The organism is Ruminococcus sp. (assembly GCF_024691275.1).
In the GTDB taxonomy this organism is placed as follows: Bacteria; Bacillota; Clostridia; order Oscillospirales; family Ruminococcaceae; genus Ruminococcus.
Genome location: NZ_JAILNU010000039.1, coordinates 1 through 22,422, shown reverse-complemented (window position 1 = coordinate 22,422; position 22,422 = coordinate 1). Strand labels below are relative to the sequence as shown.

The following is a 22,422-nucleotide window of genomic DNA, read 5'->3' as shown; positions in this document are numbered from 1 at the left end:
AATATTACTATTTTTTGAAAATTATTCTTATTTCACGTTGCCATTAATTGCTTGGTGAGATTTGACAATAACTTTGTATATAGCGAAATTGGGAAGAAAACTGATAGATCTCACAGAATGGCTTGCCTATTACCTCTATATTCAAGTTGCTATTTTGATATGAAAGGTACTTCTTTTAAGTAAAAAGAAGCAAAATATGAAGAAAAGCAGACGTGAAAGTTTTATTTAACAATTTTTGCGGTTTTTTTAGATTATATTGATTTCTATTATGGAAATTGATATAATTATTATGTCATAGAGGTTTCAGATCGTTTATGACATAATCATACGATCAAGAAAGAGGAGGTTTTTTTTATGTGGAAAAACAAACACAAAAAGCTCAGCAAACGTGTACTTTCAGCTGTTGCGGCATCTGCGATAGCAAGTAGTCAGATGCTGTCGGCAATGCCGTTGAGTGCAACAGCGGCTGATGTTTCACTTCCAAGCAGCGTAACACCGAACAATTCACTGTGGTGGGAGGGGGCAGCTACTGTTACTTACGGCGATGTAAACCGTGACGGTATGATTGATTCAAAAGATGCATCGCTTGTAATGAAGATTGTTGTCGGAGAAATACAGTCTGATGAAGTTGATGCTAAAGCTGCTGATGTTGATGGTGATGGTAATATCACTGTACGCGATGCTTCGCTTATCCTGAATCATTACGCGCTGCTTGCAACAGGTGGGAAAGGTCTTACGTTCCCTTACATAGATGCTAATGTCTATGTTACTATTACTGATGATAACAAGCAGGCAGGTCTCGTTCAGGAGAGTATCCATGTTACGGATATAAATAATGATGGCAAGCTCACCGTTGATGATGCTCTTGTTATCGCCCATGACAAGTTTGGCGGTACAGAGCATACTTATGAGTCGGTAGTGAATGATTACGGACGTGCGATAAAGAAGCTCTGGGGAGTTGAAAATGGGTACGGATACGGCTATTATGTAAATAACGAGCTCGCAAGCAGCCTTGATTATGAGATCAAGACCGGAGATTACATAGATGCGTTTGTTTACAGTGATATGAAGGCGTATTCTGATGCTTACACCTGCTTTGACCTCAGAAGTGGCGATGATATCCGCGTTGATTCACAGGTGAAGCTCAAGATTTCATATGCATCATTTGATGCAGCGTATAATTTGGTGTATAATCCTTTGAAAGGCGCTAAGATAACCATAGACGGCAAGGAAACTGATTTTGTTACAAATGATAACGGCGTTGTATCTGTCAAGTTCACTGAGCCGGGCAGCCACATTATCAGTGCTGTTTCAGACGACAAGAATATCGTTCCGCCGTACTGCACTTTGAATGTTAGAGATGGCGCTGCAACTACTGCGGCAGGTTCTGCGGCAGGTCAGGAATACAATACCTCTGGACTTGCTGTAACAAAGGCAACTGTTAAGCCGACACTTTCAGTTAGCCAGGAAACTGTTACGTTAAATGAAGCAAGAAGCAATCCTGTTCGCAGGGTAACAATTGCCGTTTCTGGTGCTGATAAAAAGTATTCAGCTACAAGCTTTATGGTTCAGTGGGATTCAAGGCTGTCATTAGTCGGAGATGACCAAAAAACAGTTCAATTCGGCAATGCGTGCAGCAGAATGTCAAGTTATTTCAATAAAGCAAGCGATAACAGCTTAGTGTTTGCTACAGCATCTAATAACGATGGCGGTGGAAATGGCATATACGCTTCATTCGACCTTCAGCTGCCTGCTGATGTACAGTCCGGCGATAAATTCCCTATAGAGATAGCTTACGCTAATAAAGCAAACTCTCAGTCCATGTTTACAAATACTGCACATGATGAAGAGGGCAGGCTTATGGAAGCATGGGTATTTACTCGTGGTATCCGACAGGGCTTTATCGAGGTAGCAAAGGAACCTGTTGCTGAAACAACTACAACTGCTACTCAGACAACTCCTGCACCAACAACTACCACTACTACGGCAACAACTGCAGTTCCAGTTGTTCAGATAGGTCCTGCGGCAGGTATGGAATACAATACCAAAGGTCTTGATCCTACAAAGGCAGCCGTTAAGCCAATACTTGCGCTCAGCAGAGAACGTGTTTCGTTGACTGAAGCAAGAAGCAATTCTGTTCGCAAGGTAACACTCAGTGTTTCAGGGGCTGATGGAAAGTATTCAGGTACAGGCTTCCACATTCAGTGCGATCCAAGACTTACGATTGTAAAAAATGGTAATAGTGTTGTTAAATACGGTGATGCATGGCAGGGGATGGCGAAATCGGATAGTCTTATAAGTAATAGCAGCTTATTTTTAGCTGCAATGGCTAATGGCGATTATGGTAAAGACGGTATATGCGCTACATTCGACGTTCAGTTGCCTTCTGATGTTCAGCCGGGCGATAAATTCCCGATAGAGATAGAGTACCGTGAAAATGCAACCGCTAAAGATATGTTTTCAAATGCTGCACGCGATGAAGAGGGCAAGCTTATGGAAGCATGGGTGTTCACTCATGGTATCCAGCAGGGCTGTATCGAGGTAGTTTCTGACGAGGACTATGTAGCTCCTCCTTCTGGAAACTATACTGTTGTTAAGCAGGAAATGACATGGGAAGAGGCTAATGATTACTGTAATAACGTTCTCAACGGTCATCTTGTTACTGTAAATTCGGAAGAGGAACAGAATATACTCAACGAATTCATCAAGGGAACAAGCGAGCAGATAAGCTTCTGGATAGGTGGCCTTCGCGGAGAAGACGGTGAATTCCATTGGGTAACGGGCGAGCCTATGACATATACCAACTGGAATGCAGGCGAGCCTAATCTCTATGATGAAAAGGGCATAGAGATGTACTACTGGGATTATGGTAACGGAAGATGGAACAATGCAGTTACTGACCTCAAAAAATTCTTCATCTGTGAGAATGACGGTCTTACTGCTACAACGACTTCTTCTACCACAACTACAACAACTACAACTACCACCACAACTACTAAAGCTACAACTAAAGCAACTACTAAAGCCACAACTAAGACTACAACTAAGGCTACTTCCAAAACAACTACCGATACTACTACATCAACGACCACAACAACTTTAATACTTCCAGACATCAGAAAGTATGCAGTTATCAACGAATCAATGTCATGGTATGATGCGGAAGCTTACTGCCGAAGCCTCAACGGACATCTGGTAACGATCACTTCACCTGAGGAACAGATCCAGGTAGATAATGTTATCAGGGAAGGCAGTGTAGGCGATTGCTGGATCGGCGGCATACGCGATGAAAACGGAAACTTCACATGGATCACAGGTGAGCCTATGTCATTCCTCAACTGGAATAAAGGTGAGCCAAATAACAGTGGCGGCCGTGAGGATTGTATCCATACATACACAACAGGCAGATGGAACGACGAACCGGGAAGCGGCAACAAGTGGTTCATTTGCGAATGGGAAAAGGTATCAGACAGACCTGATGACTTGTCCGACGGAGAGCCTACTCGTCTGAAGATAGACGGCGAACTCAAGGTAACTCCAATGACTAAGCAGCAGGTAATTGATGCAGGTATCGACCTTGAAGATGATGACAATTTCAACAGCTTCAAGTATTCTATCGAAGCTGATTTCAATACATCAGGCGTTGTTATCGAAAAGGTTGTATCGTATGACGGCGACGGTGTTCCTGTTCACGACCGTGTAGTTATCAACGTTGCAGGAAACACAGGTGTTGTTATCCCACAGACAAACACTCCGACATATGTTCCGGGTATCGGAGCTTATGTTGAACGTGTTCGTACTGAAAAAGTTGAAGAAGAGATGTACATGATTATCTACGGCAAGAGCAAGTGGCTCAAGGAATTTTATGATGTTCAGCTCATTGTCGTAAACAATGATAAACAGACTCTTACCGATTGCACAGCTAAGCTCAATGTTCCCGACGGTCTTACACTTGTAAAGGGCGATGAGACACAGGAACTCGGCGATCTTGCACCGCAGGAAGTAAAGACAGCAGACTGGAATGTCCGCGGCGATAAGCAGGGCGATTACAATCTCACGGCTGATTTTATCGGCAAGAACAGGGGCGAAGAGTTTAAATATACCTTCAAATCAAAGGATTCGATCCATGTTTATTCTTCTTCGGCACTGAAAATGATAATTGAGCTTCCTAAGTATTCATACTTTAATGAATTCTATACGATAAAGGTAAAGCTTAATAACGTTTCTGACAAGCCTATCTACGATCTTGAAAATGTTATAACAAGAGTTGAGCAGGGTTCAAATGCTACACTTTATATGACACAAGGAGCTGATGAATCAAAATTAAAGCCTGTAGCAGGCAAGCATATGGAGATTTTCAGCAAGAATAATCCGGGAAGCATCAGCGTTGATGAGCTTGCTCCGGGCGAATCAGCTGTTATCGAGCTGAAAGTCAAGGATCTCTGGAAGTCTGTATACGAACAGTACATTGAGAGAGAGACAAGAAATTTACGCAGATATAATGCTATTATTGCAGCATCGGGAAGACCTTGGCTGTATGGCTATTACTTCCTGAACGATCTTTATTCGGAAGAGTTAGGTGAGCTTCCTGTTGAGCATATCCTCAATTCAGTATCCGTAAACTTTGCAGGTTCTGAAATGACAGTTCCCTATGAAGTAAAGATAGTTGACAATGGTACAGGCAATGAATCACCATACAGAGTGATCCGTACAACTACAGCAGTAGATACGCTCAGAAATGCATTTTACAGAGACAGATATGATTCCCGAGCAACATATACCCGTTTCAGAAATAATTATATCTTATCACCTTACATGACGGTATACCCCTTTAACAACTCTTCAAGATACATGACATCAGGTTACATACCTTATGTTACAAGCAGATTTCCACAAAGCAGCAATACAATATTGATCCATTCCGCAACGCTGATAACAGTAAACAGACCAGCAGCAGGAGTTACTGCAACTGTATATGTTGAAGAACCTGACGGTACAAGAAGGAGACCTGCTCCTTCGGAAACAGGTGCAGAATTACAGGCTGAGGATCAAGGCAAGGCATTTGAGATCACTGAGATGAACGGCGTTGAGCCTGATGCTGACGGAAAGATAACCGTAACAGAAGATACAGTCATCATGGTAACTCCAAAGGAAGCAGGCAGAAGCGGTATCCTCCACATTGAGTATTCTGACGGCACAAAGTATGAGCAGAATATTACCAGCATTGATGAGCATGAGTGCAGCTCAGCAGTCGGATACACACTTGTTGCAGCTCCCGGAGAAGGACAGAAGGGTCTTGCTGTAAAGGTATGCGATACCTGCGGTGAGGTATTTGACAGCAAAAATATCAGCGAACAGGCTGTTGTAATGCTCAGCAACGGAATGACATCTGACAGCATCGAATATGCAGTTAAAAAAGCTGTTGAGGCAGGCGAAAAGACTGAGATCACTCTCTTCGGAAAAGTTGAAGTAAGAGAAGACGTTACTATCCCTGATTATATCGACGTTCTCATCGCTCCTGATACAGTTATCAAGGTAAACAAGGGCTTCAAGCTCATTGCAAAGGGCGATGTAAAGGACTTCAGCGGCTATAACTACGACCTCAGCGGCAACGGTCCTATCGTTGTAACAACTGCTGCAACTACAAGCACAACAACATCAACTACAACCGTAACAACTACTACATCATCTGCTGCTTCATCTACTTCATCTTCAACGACCTCCTCTACATCAACATCAACAAACACAACAACTACATCAACAAATACATCTACCATAACATCTTCCACAACTTCTGATGCAAACAACGGCAAAACACTTCCTGATACAGGTTATCCTGTACCATATAAGGCAATTGCTGGATTTGCAGTTCTTATGACAGCTGCCGGTGCAGTTATCGCAGTAAAAAACAAAAAAGAAGATGAATAATTGACTGTTAAAGCGCCGATCTCACTGATCGGCGCTTTCATTTTGCCAATGAGTGGATCTGAGGAGATGCGCTTCAGATAATAAGATATGAGCCTATAGAGACATATATATAAAATCTATAGGTTTAATGTGACATTATATACAAACTCTATTAGCAATGCGCTTGCAGTTGTGGTTAATAATCCGATTTTGGCGAGATTGGTGAATTATGGGTTGACAAATGAGGTTCAATGTTGTAGAATGAAATCATAGTAAAACGATATGAATAATCTGCATGGAGGTACGGATATGCTTTGCAAATATGACAGATGTTATGAAATGAATATGATGTACACGATGCAGAGCTCCGAACTTGCCGTATCATAGATTTGTTATGCTCTATGAACAGACAGTAAGGTATCGGAGACAGGTATGATCTCCGATTTTTTTGTGAAAGGAAGAATAAATATGAAAAAAAGAATATTATCGGCTGTACTGGCATTTGGTTTAGGTGTTTCCGCAGTTTCATGCGGCAAAAAAGATGAAGGCAGCGCAAATACTGTTAAAATAGCATATCTCCCCATAACTCATTCGCTTGCTGTTCTTGAGGAAGCTGAAGAACTTGAGAAGGAGTCGGGACTGAAGGTAGAGCTTGTAAAGTACGGTTCATGGAACGAACTGCTGGACGCGCTCAACTCCAACAGAGTTGACGGAGCATCTGTACTCATCGAGCTGGCAATGAAGTCAAAGCAGGAGGGTATCGGCATAAAGGCAGTTGCTCTCGGACATCATGACGGAAATGTTATCATAGTATCTAATGATATTGATACAGCAGCCGATCTCAAAGGCAAGACCTTTGCGATACCTCACAGACAGTCGTCGCACAATATCCTGCTCAATGATGCGCTGGCTACAGCAGGACTTACCATAAATGATGTGAATGTTACGGAGCTTGCTCCCACAGAGATGCCTTCTGCACTTGCAAGCGGTCAGATAGACGGCTACTGTGTGGCTGAACCATTCGGTGCAATGGGAGTAAATCTTGGCGCAGGAAAGGTTCTTTTCACTTCCGAGGAACTGTGGGAGAATTCCCTCTGCTGCGGACTTGTGCTCACAGATAAGTTCATTGACGAGCGTCACGATGATGCAAAGTCATTTGTCGAGAATTACAAAAAGGCAGGAAATTCCCTTGATAAGGACAAGGCAAAGGCGACTGCAAAGAAATACTTCACCCAGAGCGACGAAGTGCTTGATATATCCCTTCAGTGGATATCATACAACGATCTCGAAATAACAGAAGAAGAATACAACACCCTCGCAGAAAAGGTCAAGGAGTACGGTCTTTCCGATAATCCTCCCACCTATGCGGAATTTGTAAAAAATGATTTCTGATAAGGCGTGATATCTATGAAAAAGCTACTTTCATTAAAAAATGTTGTGATCTCGATCGCAATACTTATACTCATATGGCAGATACTCTTTTCCGTGAGCAGTTACAATAAGGCACTGTTCCCGTCGCCGAAAATGGCGTTCGATGCCCTGTTGGAGATGATAGACAACGGCAGGCTGTTTGAAAATATCAAAACAAGTATGTACCGATTCGGCATAGGATACCTTAGTTCTGTCATAGTGGCTGTAGTTCTTGGACTTATTCTGGGCAGGATACCGAAGGTGTTCCAGTATGTAAATCCTGCCGTTCAGCTCCTGAGACCTATCTCGCCGACAGCATGGATGCCGTTTATTGTACTGTTATTCGGCATAGGCGATGTGCCCGCTATCGTTATCATATTCATCGCTGCATTTTTTCCTGTGCTGCTCTCGACTGTGTCGGCAGTGGGAAATATCGACCCTATCTACCTGAAAGTATCAAAGAATTTCGGCATAAAGCAGCCGTCACTGACATGGAAGGTCATCTTTCCGGCGGCTTTCCCTCAGATAGCAAACGGTATCCATCTTGCACTGGGTACGGCGTGGATATTCCTCGTTGCAGGCGAAATGGTCGGCGCACAGTCGGGACTGGGCTATCAGATAATCGACGCAAGAAACAATATCCGTGCGGATATACTTCTTGCAACTATACTTGTTATCGGTGTCATAGGAATACTGCTGGACGGTATCCTTAAACTAATAGAAAAGGCTGTAATGAAGTCGTGGGGAGGTGCAGTGTAATGTATATCGAGATAAAAGATGCCTGCAAGAACTATGTTCAGGACGGCAAGGAGTTCACAGCTCTCGACCATGTTTCCCTTAATATTGAAAAAGGCGAGTTCATATGCCTTCTCGGACCGTCGGGCTGCGGAAAAAGTACACTGCTCAACGCACTGGCAGGCTTTGAAAGAGTCAACAGCGGAAGCGTAAAGATAGACGGCAAAGAGGTAACAGCTCCTTCCATAAACAATATCACTATTTTCCAGAATTACGGACTTCTGCCGTGGAGAAACGTGCTCAGGAACGTGGAGCTGGGGCTTGAGTCGAAAAAAGTTCCGAAAGAGAAACGTGCTGAGATCGCAAAGAAATATCTTGAGCTTGTAGGTCTGAGCGGCTATGAGAAGCGCTATCCCAAGCAGCTTTCAGGCGGTCAGCAGCAGAGAGTGGCTATCGCAAGAGGACTTGCGGTCGACCCCGATATCATCTTCATGGACGAACCCTTCGGTGCTCTCGACGCTATCACACGTATGAAGCTTCAGGAGGATATACTCAGGATATCACGCGAGGAGAAAAAGACCATAATTTTTGTTACCCATGATATTGAAGAAGCAGTTTTTCTTGCTGACAGGATAGTGGTAATGATGGCTGACCCGGGAAGGATAAAGAGCGTGGTAAAAGTCCCGCTCGGAGATCACCGTGACAGAACAAGCGAGAATTTTCTGTATGTCCGCGACAAGATATTTGATCTTTTCAATATGAAGTCGAACGAATATATCGAATACATTATCTGATCTATAGGAGCGGATTTCGCTCTGAATACGCCTGTAAACGCTCCCGTTTCGGTTTGGGGGCATTATTTCTGACCTGAAAAAACAGGGCATATTTTATTCAGGTATTGAAGTTTTCATAGTAATGTGATATAATTTGTACATATTATCGTTTAGGAGCTGATACTATGAGCAAAAAAGATAATGAACACTGTCATGAGCATGAACATGAGCATGAGCATACTCACGGACATCATCATTCGCACGGTGATTCACCTGCGCATATCCATTCACACAGAAATATCATAGGCTTTGACGAGCACGGTATCCCCACGGTCATACTGAAAGCAAGTCACGGTGAGGGAGAACAGGACGATCCGCAGGCATTCATAAAGGACTATATGAACGCTGTTTCCGAGTACAGAAAGACTTTCCCCACTAAGCAGGACGTTATCGAGCAGACTCCCGACCCTGCCGTAAGGGAAATGCTTCTTCGTATGGAGCAGCTTGGGATAGATACTGCTTTTGACCGCTTTGACAAGCAGAAGCCTCAGTGCAATTTCGGACTTGCAGGTATATGCTGCAAGATATGCAACATGGGACCCTGCCGTATCACGGCAAAGGCACCTAAGGGCATCTGCGGAGCTGATGCCGATCTTATAGTTGCAAGAAATCTTCTCCGTTCGGCTGCGGCAGGTGCTGCACAGCACGGTATGCACGCAAGAGAGGTAATGCTTGCGCTTAAATGGGCAGCTGAGGGCAAGCTCGATGTGCCTATTCTCGGCGAGCAGAAGATCCGCGCTACAGCAGAAGCTTTCGGCATCAAGCAGAAGAACCGCCGGCTGAAAAATGTTGCCCGTGACCTTGCGGACGCTCTCCTTGAGGATCTGTCGAGAACTGTTCCGGGCGAGTACAAGACGATATCAGCCTGTGCTGTTCCCGAGAGACAGAAGGTGTGGAAGGAGCTCGATATCTTGCCCATAAGCGCATATCACGAAGTTTTTGAGGCTTACCACAAGTCGGGCTGCGCTACTGACGGCGACTGGAAGTCGATAATGCAGCAGTTCCTCAGATGCGGACTTGCATTTACTTTTTCGGGAGTTGTGGGCGCTTCTATTGCTACGGACAGCCTTTTCGGCGTTGGTGACAGAGTTACCTCAAAGGTGAATATAGGCGCTCTTGAAAAGGGCTACGTAAATATAGCAGTTCACGGACATCTGCCGCTGCTCGTAAGTCAGATAGTTGAAGCAGGCAAGAGGGAAGACCTTATCGAGCTTGCAAAGTCAAAGGGCGCAAAGGGCATAAGATTCTACGGCATATGCTGCTCGGGACTTTCGGCAATGTACCGCTATGCAGGCGTTATACCGCTTTCAAATGCCGTATCTGCCGAGCTTGTTCTCGGAACAGGAGCACTGGACTTATGGGTAGCCGACGTTCAGGACGTATTCCCGTCCATCATGGAGGTCGCACACTGCTTCAAGACCACAGTTGTCACCACCAGCGAATCCGCAAGGCTTCCCGGTGCCGAGCGCTATGAGTACGATCATCACCATGCAAATATAGGCGAGACAAAGGCTCTTGCCGAGAAGATAGTACGCCGTGCTATCGAGAGCTTTGAAGCTCGAAAGGGCATACCTGTATACATACCGCCTTATGAGGTGGAAGCGGAGGTGGGCTTCTCCGTTGAGTACCTTTGCAAGCGCTTCGGCAGCTTCAAGCCCATTGCCGAGGCTATCAAGGACGGCAGGATACTGGGCGTAGTAAATATGGTTGGCTGCAACAATCCGAAGGTGCTGTATGAGAAATGTATAGTTGATGTTGTGGACGTGCTCCTCAAAAACAATGTGCTTATCCTGTCCAACGGCTGTGCTTCCTTCCCGCTGATGAAGCTGGGATACTGTGCTGTATCGGGCAAGGAAAAGGCAGGGGACAGCCTGAGAGAGTTCTTAGAGCCTGATCTGCCGCCTGTATGGCACGTCGGCGAATGTATCGACAACACCCGTTCTTCGGGAATATTCGCAGGCATTGCAGGAGCTCTCGGACATAAGATATATGAAATGCCGTTTGCATTTTCATCGCCTGAATGGGGCAATGAAAAGGGCATAGATGCCGCACTTGGATTCAGACTTAACGGTATTAGCTCATATCACTGTGTTGAAGCACAGATATACGGTTCAAAGAATGTTATCGAGTTTCTGAAATACGGTACACTTGAAACACTCGGCTCGTCAATGAACGTGGACACCGATCCCGTTAAGCTGGGCGAGAAGATAGTTGCTGATATGAAAGCTAAGAGAAAAGCTCTTGGCTGGGATAAATAATTAGGAGGAGTAAAAATGGCTTGTTTTTTAGTACCAACAACTGAAGCTATAGTTACAACAGTTGTGCAGAAGGTAGTCAAGAAGAAGGAAGGCGAAAAAAAAGAAGGCGAGACAAAGCTTCGTTTTTCCGATAAGCTCAAGTGGCTCAACGGAATGCTCTGGGGCGGCTCGGGACTTCTTGCTTTCGAGCATCTCTGGCACGGCGAGGTAACACCGTTCTTCCCGTTCCTCACAGCTGCAAGCGATCCTGCGGACAGAGCCGAGATGCTGCACGAAATGGCAACATCAGGAACAGCTATGGCTGTGCTGGTAACGCTGGCATGGCTGGGAGTGGTCTTTGTTACAAGCAGGATAGAGGCTTCGCAGCCTGCAAATGAAAAGAAAGCAGGTGTAACGACATGACATTGCTTATAACTATTATTGCGGCTGTGATATCTACTGTTGTTTGGTATACCAATGCCAACGCCCGTGAGCTTAAAGTGGGAGTACTTCTCTATATGTTCTGGGGAGCTTCACTTATGTGGCTCGTTGACGCAGTTGTTGAATATATCGAGGTAGGCGCTGAATACTTCACACCTGCGGCAGAAGATATGCTCAATGATGCATTTCTCGGAGTATCTGTGGTTGCGCTTGCTCTGGTAGTATGGGTGGTATATGTGCTTATAAAAGACCCGAAGCATACTGTAAGAGAAAGCATAAGAAAAAAATGAACGCTGAGATCGGCGGTTTTCAGAAGACGGCACACCAAATATCGGTGCAGCCGTCTTTTTTTCGTGGAGAGGTATAAAGTAAGTAGATTTTTTTATTTTTTCTCGGAAATAATGATTAAAAGCTTGATTTTTGGCGCAGAATATTATATAATTTTATTATATTATCACTTTTGCAGATTGGTAAAAAGAAATAACAACTGTGAATCGCACTGAAAGGAGGTTAAAGTATACTGATTTTTCGGCATTTGAGCTTAAAATATCGGGTTTACGGCTATATTCGGTGATTTTGTTAAATATAACAAGACTGTATGTCGAATTGTTTTTTATGTTCAAGGATTTTCAATGATATATTAATGATATTTCATATTTTGTCTATTGCATTTTGAGTCGTTATCAAGTATAATTAAAATAATGTGCGTTAAAGAAAAAACATTAAAGGTGGGAACCGATAATTATCGGAGAGATAGTATTAAGAGAATGATTTTATACGTCGTCGTATGAATGTAAGCTCAAGCGCTGTTATACCCTTGCGGTGGCTTTGAAATTTCATACGGCTGCGCGATTCAGAGTGTTAAGAGCAATAGCATAACGGGGGAATGTTATGCATTAAATTAAGAGGAGAAATATTATGAAAAAAAGCAAAGCCGAGGTCGGGAAAAAGAAGATCATCGAGAAAACGATAGATGGTCTTTCCGAAAATACAAAAGGGTCAATGTGTGGGTACATAATTTTAGTGCTGGTCTATGTTGCTGCTTGTGTTATCGTAAATACGTTATCAAGATCGGATAAGGTATTTAATATTTCGGGCTCAATATTGCCTTTTAGTTCTTTTGCAGGCGTTCTGGCATCATTAAATAATATGTGCGTTATTTTTATGGTCGTATATTATAAGAGACTGGGCTATTTTACCGCGCTTCTTGCACTTGTTGTCCAGATGCCCGTGATAATCCTGACTGTTGTAAATCATAAAACTCTTACAAATATCCCGGGTCTGTTTACCGATGTCTTTACGATAGTTGCCATTACGATGCTGTTTAAGAACGGTGAGGGAGTGCGCAGATATCAGGAAAGACTACAGGAGCAGGCTCTGACGGATACTCTGACAGGTCTGCCGAACAGGTTTGCCTGTACAGAGCTTATTGAAAACCTCATCAAACGCAGTGAAAAATTTGCGATCGTCTTCATCAACCTCAGGAATTTCAAGAGCATAAACGATACGATGGGCTTTAACGTGGGAAATGAAGTGCTTATAGAGATCGCATCACGCTGGAGGAACGTTGCGGATTCGGATCTTACTTCGACCCATGACTTTATCGCTCGTCTGGGCGGCGATGAATTTGCACTGATAATAAGAAAGTATCATTCAAATGAAGACGTTCTGAATACGATTAAACAGTACGAAGCAGCTCTCGGAAGCAGACTTACTATCGACGGCTGTGACCTTTACATCACAGCTTCCTTCGGATACGCGAAATATCCGAATGACGCAAAAACGACAGATAATCTGTTCTCTTATGCAGATGCGGCACTTGCATCAGGAAAAAAACTTGGTTCATGCAACAATATTATTCGCTTTACACCTGATCTCCTCAAAAAAGAGCGAATAATCGACATTGAACGCAAGCTTAAACTGGCGCTGCAAAAGGATACCATGTACTTCAATCTTCAGCCGCAGTATGATATAAACCATAAGCTTCGCGGATTTGAAGCTCTGGCACGTATGAAAGATGAGAACGGCAATGTAGTCAGCCCTGGAGATTTCATTCCTGTTGCCGAAAAGGTCGGCATTGTTGACAAGGTGGACGACGCTGTAATAAGAAAGTCCACGGAATTCTTCGGAGAGCTTATCAAGAAGATAGATACCGATATAACACTCAGCGTTAATGTCTCTGTAAAGCATCTTATGAAAAACGGGTTCCTCGATGAGCTGAGGGAAGTGCTTGAAAACAGGGATATACCAGCAAATCAGCTTGAGATCGAGATAACCGAATCAATAATGATAGATTCGGCGGACAAGGCTCTGAAATGCATTGAAGATATCAAGAAAATGGGCATAAAGATAGCGATAGACGATTTCGGAACAGGTTACTCGTCACTGAGCTACCTTAATAATTTCCCTGCTGATCTGCTGAAGATCGACAAATCCTTCATTGATAAGATGAATATAAGCGATTCTTCAAAGCAGTATGTTGCAGCTATCATCTCTATGGGTCACGTTATGGGATATAGCGTTGTATCCGAGGGAGTTGAGCAGCAGGCTCAGGTAGATACTCTCAGGGAGATCGGCTGTGATTACATACAGGGCTTCTTCTGGGGCAAGCCTATGTCTGCTGAGGAAGCAGAAAAGCTTGCTATGGAAGAATGTAATCTGACGACTGTATGATACATAATGAAAAGAATATGAAAAAACCTCGGTATTACCGAGGTTTTTTATTGCCCATTTCAATTAACATTACTTATAATATTGGCTGTACCATTCAGCAAAGTTCCTAAGTCCTTCTCTGATGCCGATATGAGGCTTGAAACCGTAGTCGTCTTCAAGTGCTTTGCTGTCTGCAAAGGTCACAGGGACATCGCCCGGCTGCATCGCAGTGAGCTCGCGGTGCTTTTCAAAATCATAATCAGCGGGAAGAACCTTGGCGTTGACAAGCTCCTCCTGTAGAGTGTTGATAAAATCGAGAAGATTCTCGGGGGTGCCTCCGCCGATATTGTACACAGCATATGGCGGCAGCGGCAGACCGTCCTCGCCGTTGGCTTTTTCGGGAGCTCCCTGCATCACGCGGTAAACGCCTTCAATTATATCGTCGATATACGTGAAATCGCGCTCGCAGTTGCCGTAATTGAATATTTTGATGATCCCGTCTTTTGCGAGTGTGTTTGTTGCAGAAAAATAGAACATATCGGGCCTGCCTGCGGGGCCGTATACCGTGAAGAAGCGCAGTCCTGTAGCAGGGATATTGTATAGCTTTGAGTAGGCATGAGCGAGCAGCTCATCGGATTTTTTCGTAGCAGCATAAAGTGATACAGGGTTATCGACTTTATCATCTACGCTGAACGGAACTTTCTTATTTCCGCCGTATACTGAGCTTGAACTTGCATACACAAGGTGCTCGACGGGATATTGTCGGCAGGCTTCGAGGATATTGTAGAAGCCTATGATATTGCTCTCGATATATACGTCGGGGTGGTCTATGGAATACCTCACGCCTCCCTGTGCAGCGAGGTGGACAACGATATCGAAGCGATACTCTTCAAAAAGCTGTGTCAGCAATGCTTTGTCAGCTATCGAGCCCTTCACAAAGATATGCTCAGTATTCGCTTTCTCCGCCGCTTTTTCTATGAGTGAAAGCCTGTATTCTTTTAATTTCGGGTTGTAATAGGCACTCATATTGTCAAGAGATACTATCGTGCCGCAGTTCATCTCTTTAAGCAGCCTTAATACCAGATTTGCACCAATAAATCCGGGAGACCCCGTAACGAGTATTTTTTTTCCATTAAGGTCGATCTTTACTTTTTTCATGTGCAGTTCCTCTTGAACAGTTCTTTATGTAACCCTTTGCGGATATACGTTTGAAATTATTACAAAAACATTATAGCATAAGCGGCATGGAAAGTCAATATTTGTACGTTTTAAGGGGATTGCGGAGCAGCGGGAAAGCGTATATCGACTGCTTTTATTTATTTTTTGAAAAAATATACAAATACAGGCAAAATTTACAAAGTATTCAATAAGCTACAATGCCGAAAAATAGCAGTTTAGCTCGAAACAGCGTGTAGTTCTCCGTATAGCAGTATATTGACACTTCGGTAAAAATTATGTTATACTGTTACGTGGTAAATTGTTCTCATTATTAAACGCAACATACTTAACAATGATGCGCTTTTGATAATAGAGGATCGGGGGAAGATCGGTCGGCTCGGATACAGAAGCATGAGCAGCCTTTGTATTGCAGTAGGAATAAGCGATGTTTTCACGATTGAAAAAGGAAGGGAGATTATAATGACAAAACACCTCATACGCGACCTGATGTATCTGTACCAAGCGGTATTCCTTGCAGAAATGAGGAATCTTGTGACACAGGCATTCTTCGATGACTATTATCCTGATAAAAAAGAAACACTTGTGGCTTTTGCGCTGTTTTTCAGTACGTTATTTACAATGTTTGGAATAATGGCTTCGACAAAGCTGATGAGGAAAAATATGGAATCGGAAATGACAAAAACCAGCAAGTTCCTGATGACTATCGGCGTAGTTCTTGCGATAAGCGTGTCATTTACCGCACTTTTCTGTGTTAAGAACTATCTGGTCTACATAATTATCTTCAGCATCTTCAGCTTTTTCCTGAACTTTATATATAATATTTTCGATGTGTTCATAAGCGGAAATGTTCCGCATGAGGAAAAAGAGAAGAATGTACGAATACTCGTAGCGTATCAGATGTTGGGCTATATAGTCGGACCCCTGCTGTATTCGTTCTTTTCCAAGCAGATAATCATGTTTATAGGCGTATCAATAGTACTGCTCTTTATATGCTTTTTCCCTGCAAGCCGCGAATATATATTGATGTCAATGAACAAAGTAAACAAGCTTTCCGAAAAAAAGAAGCCTGCGTCGGGCGTTCATGCAGCAGATGAAGCTACGCGGAATGCTGATAAAATAGCTCTTATGTACAGCTTTATGATGTTCTGCGCTACAAATTCACTTACGCCTTCCATTGCTTATCTTATGAAGGATTACCTCATGGTCGAAAATTTCACCACAAAGAGCAGCTATTTCCTTGCAGGAACGGTTCTTGTATCGGTCATAGTGATCGTAATGATACCTGCGGTAAACCAGTGGAAAATACGTGTACTTGCGCCTGTTTCGTTTATATTGGCAATAATTTTTATAATGACTATCAGGAGCAGCAGTGCGCCTGCACTTGCACTTTATGCTATTCTCTGTGGTTTCGGGAACGGTGTGTTCCTTTCCGGAAGCCGTTATTATGTTAGTTCAGCAGGAGCTGAACGCGGTCTTGTCGCTAAATATAACAAGATAATGACTATCGGTACACTGTTCGGATTTACTGTCACAGCTGTTATAAGCTGGATCTGCATCAGGAATCACACAGATGTTATCCCTGTCAAGCTCATGACAATAATGTTCATGTTTGGATTTGCGGTCGTATTTTCATTTTTGCAGAAGTCTGACAGCCGCGCAAAGGCAACGAATAACGCTGCATGACGGTGTAATAAATGTTTGTTCCTCCGAATATCATTCAGTAGGAAATTCCAGTTCGGAGGGAGAAGATAATATGAAAAAGGTATACAGAAAGATCATCAGCGGAGCACTTTTGTGCGGCTGTTCGCTGTTTGCGCTGTATGGTGCATCTACTGTTGCGGAGAAAAGTGAGAAAGGAGCTCTTCCTGTATCGCTGAGTGATCTCGATAATGAAAAGCCTATAATTGTTCTGGACGCAGGACATGGTGCGTCAACTAAAACATAGTTTGTTTCTGATCCTTGAAATGACGTAATAGAGGCGTTTATCGGCTATATACCAGCATTTGCTTTTGTTCTATATGTTTGAAAGAGACAGCTCTCAGGAGCTGTTTTTTTATTTCATTATTCTAATTGCTTCTTTAAGATATATAGTATAAGTGCATTGAATATGGCAAAAAATGGTCAAGAAATGTAAATAAGGGTATTGATTCTTTAGAATATTTATTGTATAATGTATTTTGGTTGAACGCATCTTTTGTTTAATCAAATAACGATGGAAGAAGAGGTCAGAAAAAATAAAGTAATTAGTTCATTTTTTGTTTCGAGCATTTTGTATAATGCAAGCATCAATAATAGAGAGTTGATGCAAAGTTGCAGATATACAATATCAGTTTACTTAAACAATAAAAGGAGAGTGTAATATGTATATTCCAGATATACCAGATAATAGCTTAAAAAAAGAGTTTATTGAAATTATGGAAATTACAAAAAAATTAGAGAGCATAAAAAAATATGAATTCAATCCACCAGCAACAAATGTTGAAATAGATGCACTTGAAGAGCATCTAAAATATACATTGCCAGAAGAATATAAGGATTTTTTGAAGTTTTCTAATGGAATGACTCTTAATGGATTTACAGCTGAGTTTTTTAGCACAAAAGAAGTAATTGATTTCTATGATAGGGAAAAGGCAGATAGTTTTCCAAGCGACTATATTGTATTAGCGTTTTTAATTGGTGATGGTGAAGTTTTGTGCATATCAAGTAAAACAGGAAAATTTATACGCTATTATGGTGGCGAAGAGACAGAGTTCAATACTTTTAAAGATGCATTAGTAAACATAATAGATCATATAAAAGTTATTGAAGAAGATTATTTGTTAGAAGATTAATTTAAGAGGTGTTAACATGACGGTTGAAGAATTTATTGAGGAATTAGATAAATTATCATCTAAAAAGAAGAAAAGTGATTATGTAAACTCTTTAAGTGAAGCAGAAAGAAAAAGTATTTTTGAAAATCTTACTCCTACTCAAAGAGCAGATATAATGAACAAAGATGTTTTAACGGCAAGAGCTCAGAATAATTTGTTTACTGCTGCTGATGTTAAAGTAAGAAGAGAGTATATTAATTCACTGGGAAGCGAAGAGGCTGTTAAGACATTTAGAAATAGTATCAGAGATTATGCAGTTGAAGACTTTTGGAATAATGAAAGGGAGCTAATTAAGCAGGGAAAAGGAACATATAATTGGACTCCCGACCAGCAAAGAGAAATTCTTAATATAGTTGATGGCGTTGAGCAGCCAAATGCGGGCAGACCTAAAAATCTGACTACAGGAGAAACTTTCCAAGGTCATCATATGCTTGATGCACATGATTTTCCTGAGTATGCAGGTGATTATAGGAATATACAGCCGGTTGACGGAGATGCACTTACAAAAACCTCATCTCATTATGCTGCACATGGTGGTAATCCTTCTAATACAACAAAAGGTTACTATGATGATGCTTTGAAAAGTATGACTGATTTTTCTACGTCAAATCTTGATGATGGTTATCCACCGAAAATTGAACTTACTGACCCTTGTAAAGAAGTTAAAACAATGGAGTCTTTTAAAAATGCGGAACATACGAATTTTTCTGAGAAAATTCCGTTTTATGATTCTTTGGACGATGAGGGTAAAATTATAGCACAAAGAATGGAATATGTGCGTGCACAACAAGGAAAAGGTAATTCTGATATTCCTGATAACTTCATGGATTACTTGATTGAAAGTGATGCTGGCAAGAAATTTAAATCTTCAGATGGATATGGCGAAAAAGCATCATCTAAGCTGATGAATGAAATGTCAGAAAGCGGACAAAAGATTGTATCAGAATATGCACGTAATAATTCAGAAAAGCTTCTGGCTGATTTGGGCGAAGAAGAAAAAGCGTTTACATTTTTTGATTCAAAGGGAAATAAAGTCGGTCAGTCTTATGAAGGCACTAAACTTGGAAAGTATATTGAATCGGAAGTACCTGGTGAATATGAATTTAAACTAAGTCAAGCAGAAGCCAAGAATTATAATTTAGATAAACACGCTGATGAGCTTGAGATGATCATGAGGTATGGTGATGAGTATAAGAATGCATCACCAAGAGAAAAACTGGATTTTAAGGAGCTAAACTATCTCAGCGGTTCACTCAACGAATGCAAGAATGAAGCTAAGGTTCTGGAAGCTGCAGCTAAGTACATTGAAGGTTCAGGAAAAACAGCGGAGTCATTAAATGCTGTAGATAAGGCTCTTATCAATTTCTGTGCTAATGCAAATCTTGGAAAGGTCGCAGATCTGGGATTTGTAAAAAAAGCAAACGGATTCCTGGAAGCAGCACAGAAATCAGGAAAGCTTGCTAAGTTTTCTTCAGCTGCTTCAAAGATCGGCAATGTTGCTATGGGTGTAACAATTGCTGTTCAGTCAGGTATCGCTATCTATAATGCTGCTAAGGCTTTAGATGAAGGAAAGCCATTTACTGCCGGATCTTATATAGTCGGTGCAGGTGCTAATATGGCTATAACATTCATTGGCGGAGAAGCATTGACAGGAGCGATCGCACCGTACTTAATGGGCCTTGGTATGGCTGTAGGCGGCCCTGTAGGTGCTCTTGTAGGTGGATTACTTGCAGGTGTTATCGGCTATGGTGTTGCAGGTTTGATTGGCGGAGCAGCAGATAAACTGATCCAGAAGCTCGGCGGCTGGCTTGATAGTCTGTTCGGAGATGCCTGCGAAGCAAACCCACCTCGTGATCCGCTTGTAGTTGACCTTGGTGCTGTTGGCATAGAGCTCAATTCTGTAGTTAACGGTGTCCACTTCGACCTTGATAAAAACGGCTTTGCAGAAAAGACCGGATGGATCGGAAAAGAAGACGGATTCCTTGCACTTGACAGAAATGAAAATGGATTCATTGATGACGGCGGCGAACTGTTCAGCGATCAGGTAGCATTAAAGAACGGCGAGGTGTCTAAGTCAGGATTTGAGGCACTTGCCGAGCTCGATGATAATGTTGACGAAGAAACAGGAAAAGTCGGTGATGGAGTTATTGACGCAAATGATTCTGAGTTTGAAAATCTGAGAGTATGGATAGATGAAAACCAGAATGGTATTTCTGAAGAGAATGAACTGAAAACTCTTGATGAGCTCGGAATTACTTCCATTAGTCTGGATCACTCGGATAAGAACATCGTTGATGAAGAAACAAGAACAATGGTTACCGAATCAGCTAATGTCAGCTTTAAGGACGGTTCACAGCGTGATATCAGTGAACACTGGTTTGAAGCAAAAACATATGATACGGTGGAAAGAGATGGTAACGGACAGACGATCCATAGTGATTCAATAGAATCATTTGGTAATGTAAGAAATCTTGCTTCTGCTATTAAAGATGATGAAACAGGTCTGCTTGGAAAACTTGTAGATGAATTCCAGACTTCAAACAGTTATTTGGAAAAGCGTGTTATCATAAAGAAGATCCTGTTCCGTATGACTAATTCCGAGGAGATATTACCTGACAGCCGAGGCGGTAATATTGATGCGCGTGAACTGAATGTTGTCGAGCAGTTCATGGGACGTGGCTTTATCGGTACAGAAGGCAGTTCAACTCCTAACAGCAGTGCAGCATCTATATTAAAGAGATTATATAATAATATTGAGACTACTTACTTTAATCTTCTTAATAAGGAAACAGCTGTCGGTGATTACCTTAGATTTATTTATGTAAAAGAAGATGAAGAAGGAAATAAGACATTAGACTTCTCATTGTTTAGATTTGTTATAGACAATCAGATAGCTCAGGGAGAAGATGTTGACGACATTGTTATAGGTGTTGGCTCATGGTTGCAAACTTATGACTATACAAATTCTTATGATGCGTTATCAAAGTATGAAGCTGATCTTTCTGAAAAATATGAACAGTATAGCAACTTAAAGGATATGATAGTTAATACCAACGTTATTATCGGCGGTGATGAGAATGATACTCTCAACGGTAACAGCGGAAGTGACTATATTGAAGGCGGCAAGGGCGACGACGTTCTTTACGGTAAAGCAGGAAATGATGCCTATGTTTATACTAAGGGCGACGGCAACGATGTCATCTTTGATAATTCAGGAGTTAACAAGATCGTATTCAAGGATCTCAGAACCTCAGATGTATATGTAGTATACCCAAGCTCAGGCTATGATGCTGTACTTCACGTTATCGAGACAGGTGAGACTATCACTATCCAGGACTTCAGATACTCTTCAAGCTACAGGAACTTTACTCTTGTATTTGAAGACAAGACTGTTGGTGTTGCAGAAGCAGGAAGCCCATTCCTTGATGTAAGAGGAACAGATGCTGATGAGACTATCCCGATGTTCTTCGGCGGCGGTACTGCAAATGGTTATGAGGGTGACGATATTATTAACGGCACAGGCGGAAATGATAATATTTACGGCGGTGCAGGAGACGACACTCTCAACGGCAACGGCGGAGATGATACTCTCGACGGCAGTATAGGCAGCGACAGTCTTAACGGAGGAGCAGGCAACAATACATATATCTATGGCAAGGGCTACGGCAACGATGTTCTCTTTGATAATTCAGGCAAGAACAGGATCGTATTCAAGGATCTCAAGAGCACAGATGTATATGTAGTATATCCAAGCTCAGGCTATGATGCTATACTTCACGTTATCGAGACAGGCGAGACACTCACTATCCAGGACTTCAGATACTCGTCAAGCTACAGAGACTTTAAACTCATATTTGAGGATAAGGTCGTTGACGTTGCAGAGGAAGGCAGTCCATTCCTTGATATCAGAGGAACAGATGAGAAAGAGACTATCCCGATGTTCTTTGGCGGCGGTTCAGCATACGGCTATAAGGGTGATGATATTATCCACGGTACAGGCGGCAACGATTATATCAGCGGCGGTACAGGAAATGATACCCTCAACGGCAACGGCGGTGCTGATACAATCGACGGCGGCACAGGCAATGACGGCCTCTATGGCGGAGCAGGCAACGATACATATATCTACGGCAAGGATTACGGTAAGGACGTGCTCTT

At 42.4% G+C, this 22,422-nt stretch carries 12 protein-coding genes and 1 pseudogene; 12 read left to right on the top strand and 1 reads right to left on the bottom strand.

From position 1 onward, the window contains the following. Positions 1 to 354 precede the first annotated feature (354 nt). From K6G33_RS04720 to K6G33_RS04685, 8 genes are all read left to right on the top strand, one after another. Positions 355 to 5,928, top strand: coding sequence for a lectin-like protein (locus K6G33_RS04720; RefSeq protein ID WP_296776812.1), 5,574 nt, complete (start codon positions 355 to 357; stop codon positions 5,926 to 5,928). A 447-nt stretch (positions 5,929 to 6,375) separates the two neighbouring features. Beyond that, positions 6,376 to 7,299 carry an ABC transporter substrate-binding protein gene (locus K6G33_RS04715; protein ID WP_296776809.1) on the top strand — a complete coding sequence of 308 codons (924 nt, stop codon included), beginning with the start codon at positions 6,376 to 6,378 and terminating at the stop codon, positions 7,297 to 7,299. 15 nt (positions 7,300 to 7,314) lie between these two features. Then, positions 7,315 to 8,076: an ABC transporter permease gene (locus tag K6G33_RS04710; protein WP_296776806.1), complete on the top strand. Its 762-nt coding sequence runs from the start codon at positions 7,315 to 7,317 to the stop codon at positions 8,074 to 8,076. Further along, a complete protein-coding gene (locus tag K6G33_RS04705) occupies positions 8,076 to 8,846 on the top strand; it encodes an ABC transporter ATP-binding protein (protein ID WP_296776803.1) in 771 nt (256 codons plus the stop codon). The genes K6G33_RS04710 and K6G33_RS04705 overlap by 1 nt, the downstream gene beginning before the upstream one ends. A 164-nt stretch (positions 8,847 to 9,010) precedes the next feature. Then, a complete protein-coding gene (gene cooS / locus K6G33_RS04700; protein ID WP_296776801.1) occupies positions 9,011 to 11,143 on the top strand; it encodes an anaerobic carbon-monoxide dehydrogenase catalytic subunit in 2,133 nt (710 codons plus the stop codon). Between the two features lie 15 nt (positions 11,144 to 11,158). Next, positions 11,159 to 11,545, top strand: coding sequence for a hypothetical protein (locus tag K6G33_RS04695; protein ID WP_173450029.1), 387 nt, complete (start codon positions 11,159 to 11,161; stop codon positions 11,543 to 11,545). Further along, positions 11,542 to 11,853, top strand: a complete 312-nt coding sequence (locus K6G33_RS04690; RefSeq protein ID WP_296776797.1) for a hypothetical protein — start codon at positions 11,542 to 11,544, stop codon at positions 11,851 to 11,853. The genes K6G33_RS04695 and K6G33_RS04690 overlap by 4 nt, the downstream gene beginning before the upstream one ends. A gap of 628 nt (positions 11,854 to 12,481) precedes the next feature. Beyond that, the gene (locus K6G33_RS04685) at positions 12,482 to 14,236 is read left to right on the top strand and encodes a bifunctional diguanylate cyclase/phosphodiesterase (protein ID WP_296776795.1); all 1,755 of its coding nucleotides are present in this window, start codon (positions 12,482 to 12,484) and stop codon (positions 14,234 to 14,236) included. Positions 14,237 to 14,305: 69 nt separating this feature from the next. On the opposite strand, the gene K6G33_RS04680 is transcribed toward K6G33_RS04685, so the two are convergent. Beyond that, positions 14,306 to 15,373, bottom strand: a complete 1,068-nt coding sequence (locus tag K6G33_RS04680) for an NAD-dependent epimerase/dehydratase family protein (RefSeq protein ID WP_296776792.1) — start codon at positions 15,371 to 15,373, stop codon at positions 14,306 to 14,308. A gap of 480 nt (positions 15,374 to 15,853) precedes the next feature. On the opposite strand from K6G33_RS04680, the gene K6G33_RS04675 reads away from it, so the two are divergent. The 4 genes and pseudogenes from K6G33_RS04675 to K6G33_RS04660 form a co-directional block, all read left to right on the top strand. Beyond that, a complete protein-coding gene (locus tag K6G33_RS04675; RefSeq protein ID WP_296776790.1) occupies positions 15,854 to 17,077 on the top strand; it encodes an MFS transporter in 1,224 nt (407 codons plus the stop codon). Between the two features lie 70 nt (positions 17,078 to 17,147). Continuing rightward, positions 17,148 to 17,339 (top strand): hypothetical protein, encoded by a 192-nt coding sequence (locus tag K6G33_RS04670; RefSeq protein ID WP_296776787.1) that lies wholly within the window; start codon positions 17,148 to 17,150, stop codon positions 17,337 to 17,339. A gap of 415 nt (positions 17,340 to 17,754) precedes the next feature. Continuing rightward, the gene (locus tag K6G33_RS04665) at positions 17,755 to 18,225 is read left to right on the top strand and encodes an SMI1/KNR4 family protein (RefSeq protein WP_296776786.1); all 471 of its coding nucleotides are present in this window, start codon (positions 17,755 to 17,757) and stop codon (positions 18,223 to 18,225) included. 16 nt (positions 18,226 to 18,241) lie between these two features. Continuing rightward, a pseudogene (locus tag K6G33_RS04660) lies at positions 18,242 to 22,422 on the top strand (hypothetical protein); the annotation flags it as partial.

Excerpts from the sequence above, each read along its gene's own strand:
- K6G33_RS04690 (WP_296776797.1), top strand. The coding sequence starts at position 11,542 with ATGACATTGCTTATAACTATTATTGCGGCTGTGATATCTACTGTTGTT.
- K6G33_RS04685 (WP_296776795.1), top strand. The coding sequence starts at position 12,482 with ATGAAAAAAAGCAAAGCCGAGGTCGGGAAAAAGAAGATCATCGAGAAA.
- cooS (WP_296776801.1), top strand. The coding sequence starts at position 9,011 with ATGAGCAAAAAAGATAATGAACACTGTCATGAGCATGAACATGAGCAT.
- K6G33_RS04680 (WP_296776792.1), bottom strand. The coding sequence starts at position 15,373 with ATGAAAAAAGTAAAGATCGACCTTAATGGAAAAAAAATACTCGTTACG.
- K6G33_RS04710 (WP_296776806.1), top strand. The coding sequence starts at position 7,315 with ATGAAAAAGCTACTTTCATTAAAAAATGTTGTGATCTCGATCGCAATA.
- K6G33_RS04675 (WP_296776790.1), top strand. The coding sequence starts at position 15,854 with ATGACAAAACACCTCATACGCGACCTGATGTATCTGTACCAAGCGGTA.
- K6G33_RS04715 (WP_296776809.1), top strand. The coding sequence starts at position 6,376 with ATGAAAAAAAGAATATTATCGGCTGTACTGGCATTTGGTTTAGGTGTT.
- K6G33_RS04695 (WP_173450029.1), top strand. The coding sequence starts at position 11,159 with ATGGCTTGTTTTTTAGTACCAACAACTGAAGCTATAGTTACAACAGTT.
- K6G33_RS04670 (WP_296776787.1), top strand. The coding sequence starts at position 17,148 with ATGAAAAAGGTATACAGAAAGATCATCAGCGGAGCACTTTTGTGCGGC.
- K6G33_RS04665 (WP_296776786.1), top strand. The coding sequence starts at position 17,755 with ATGTATATTCCAGATATACCAGATAATAGCTTAAAAAAAGAGTTTATT.
- K6G33_RS04705 (WP_296776803.1), top strand. The coding sequence starts at position 8,076 with ATGTATATCGAGATAAAAGATGCCTGCAAGAACTATGTTCAGGACGGC.
- K6G33_RS04720 (WP_296776812.1), top strand. The coding sequence starts at position 355 with ATGTGGAAAAACAAACACAAAAAGCTCAGCAAACGTGTACTTTCAGCT.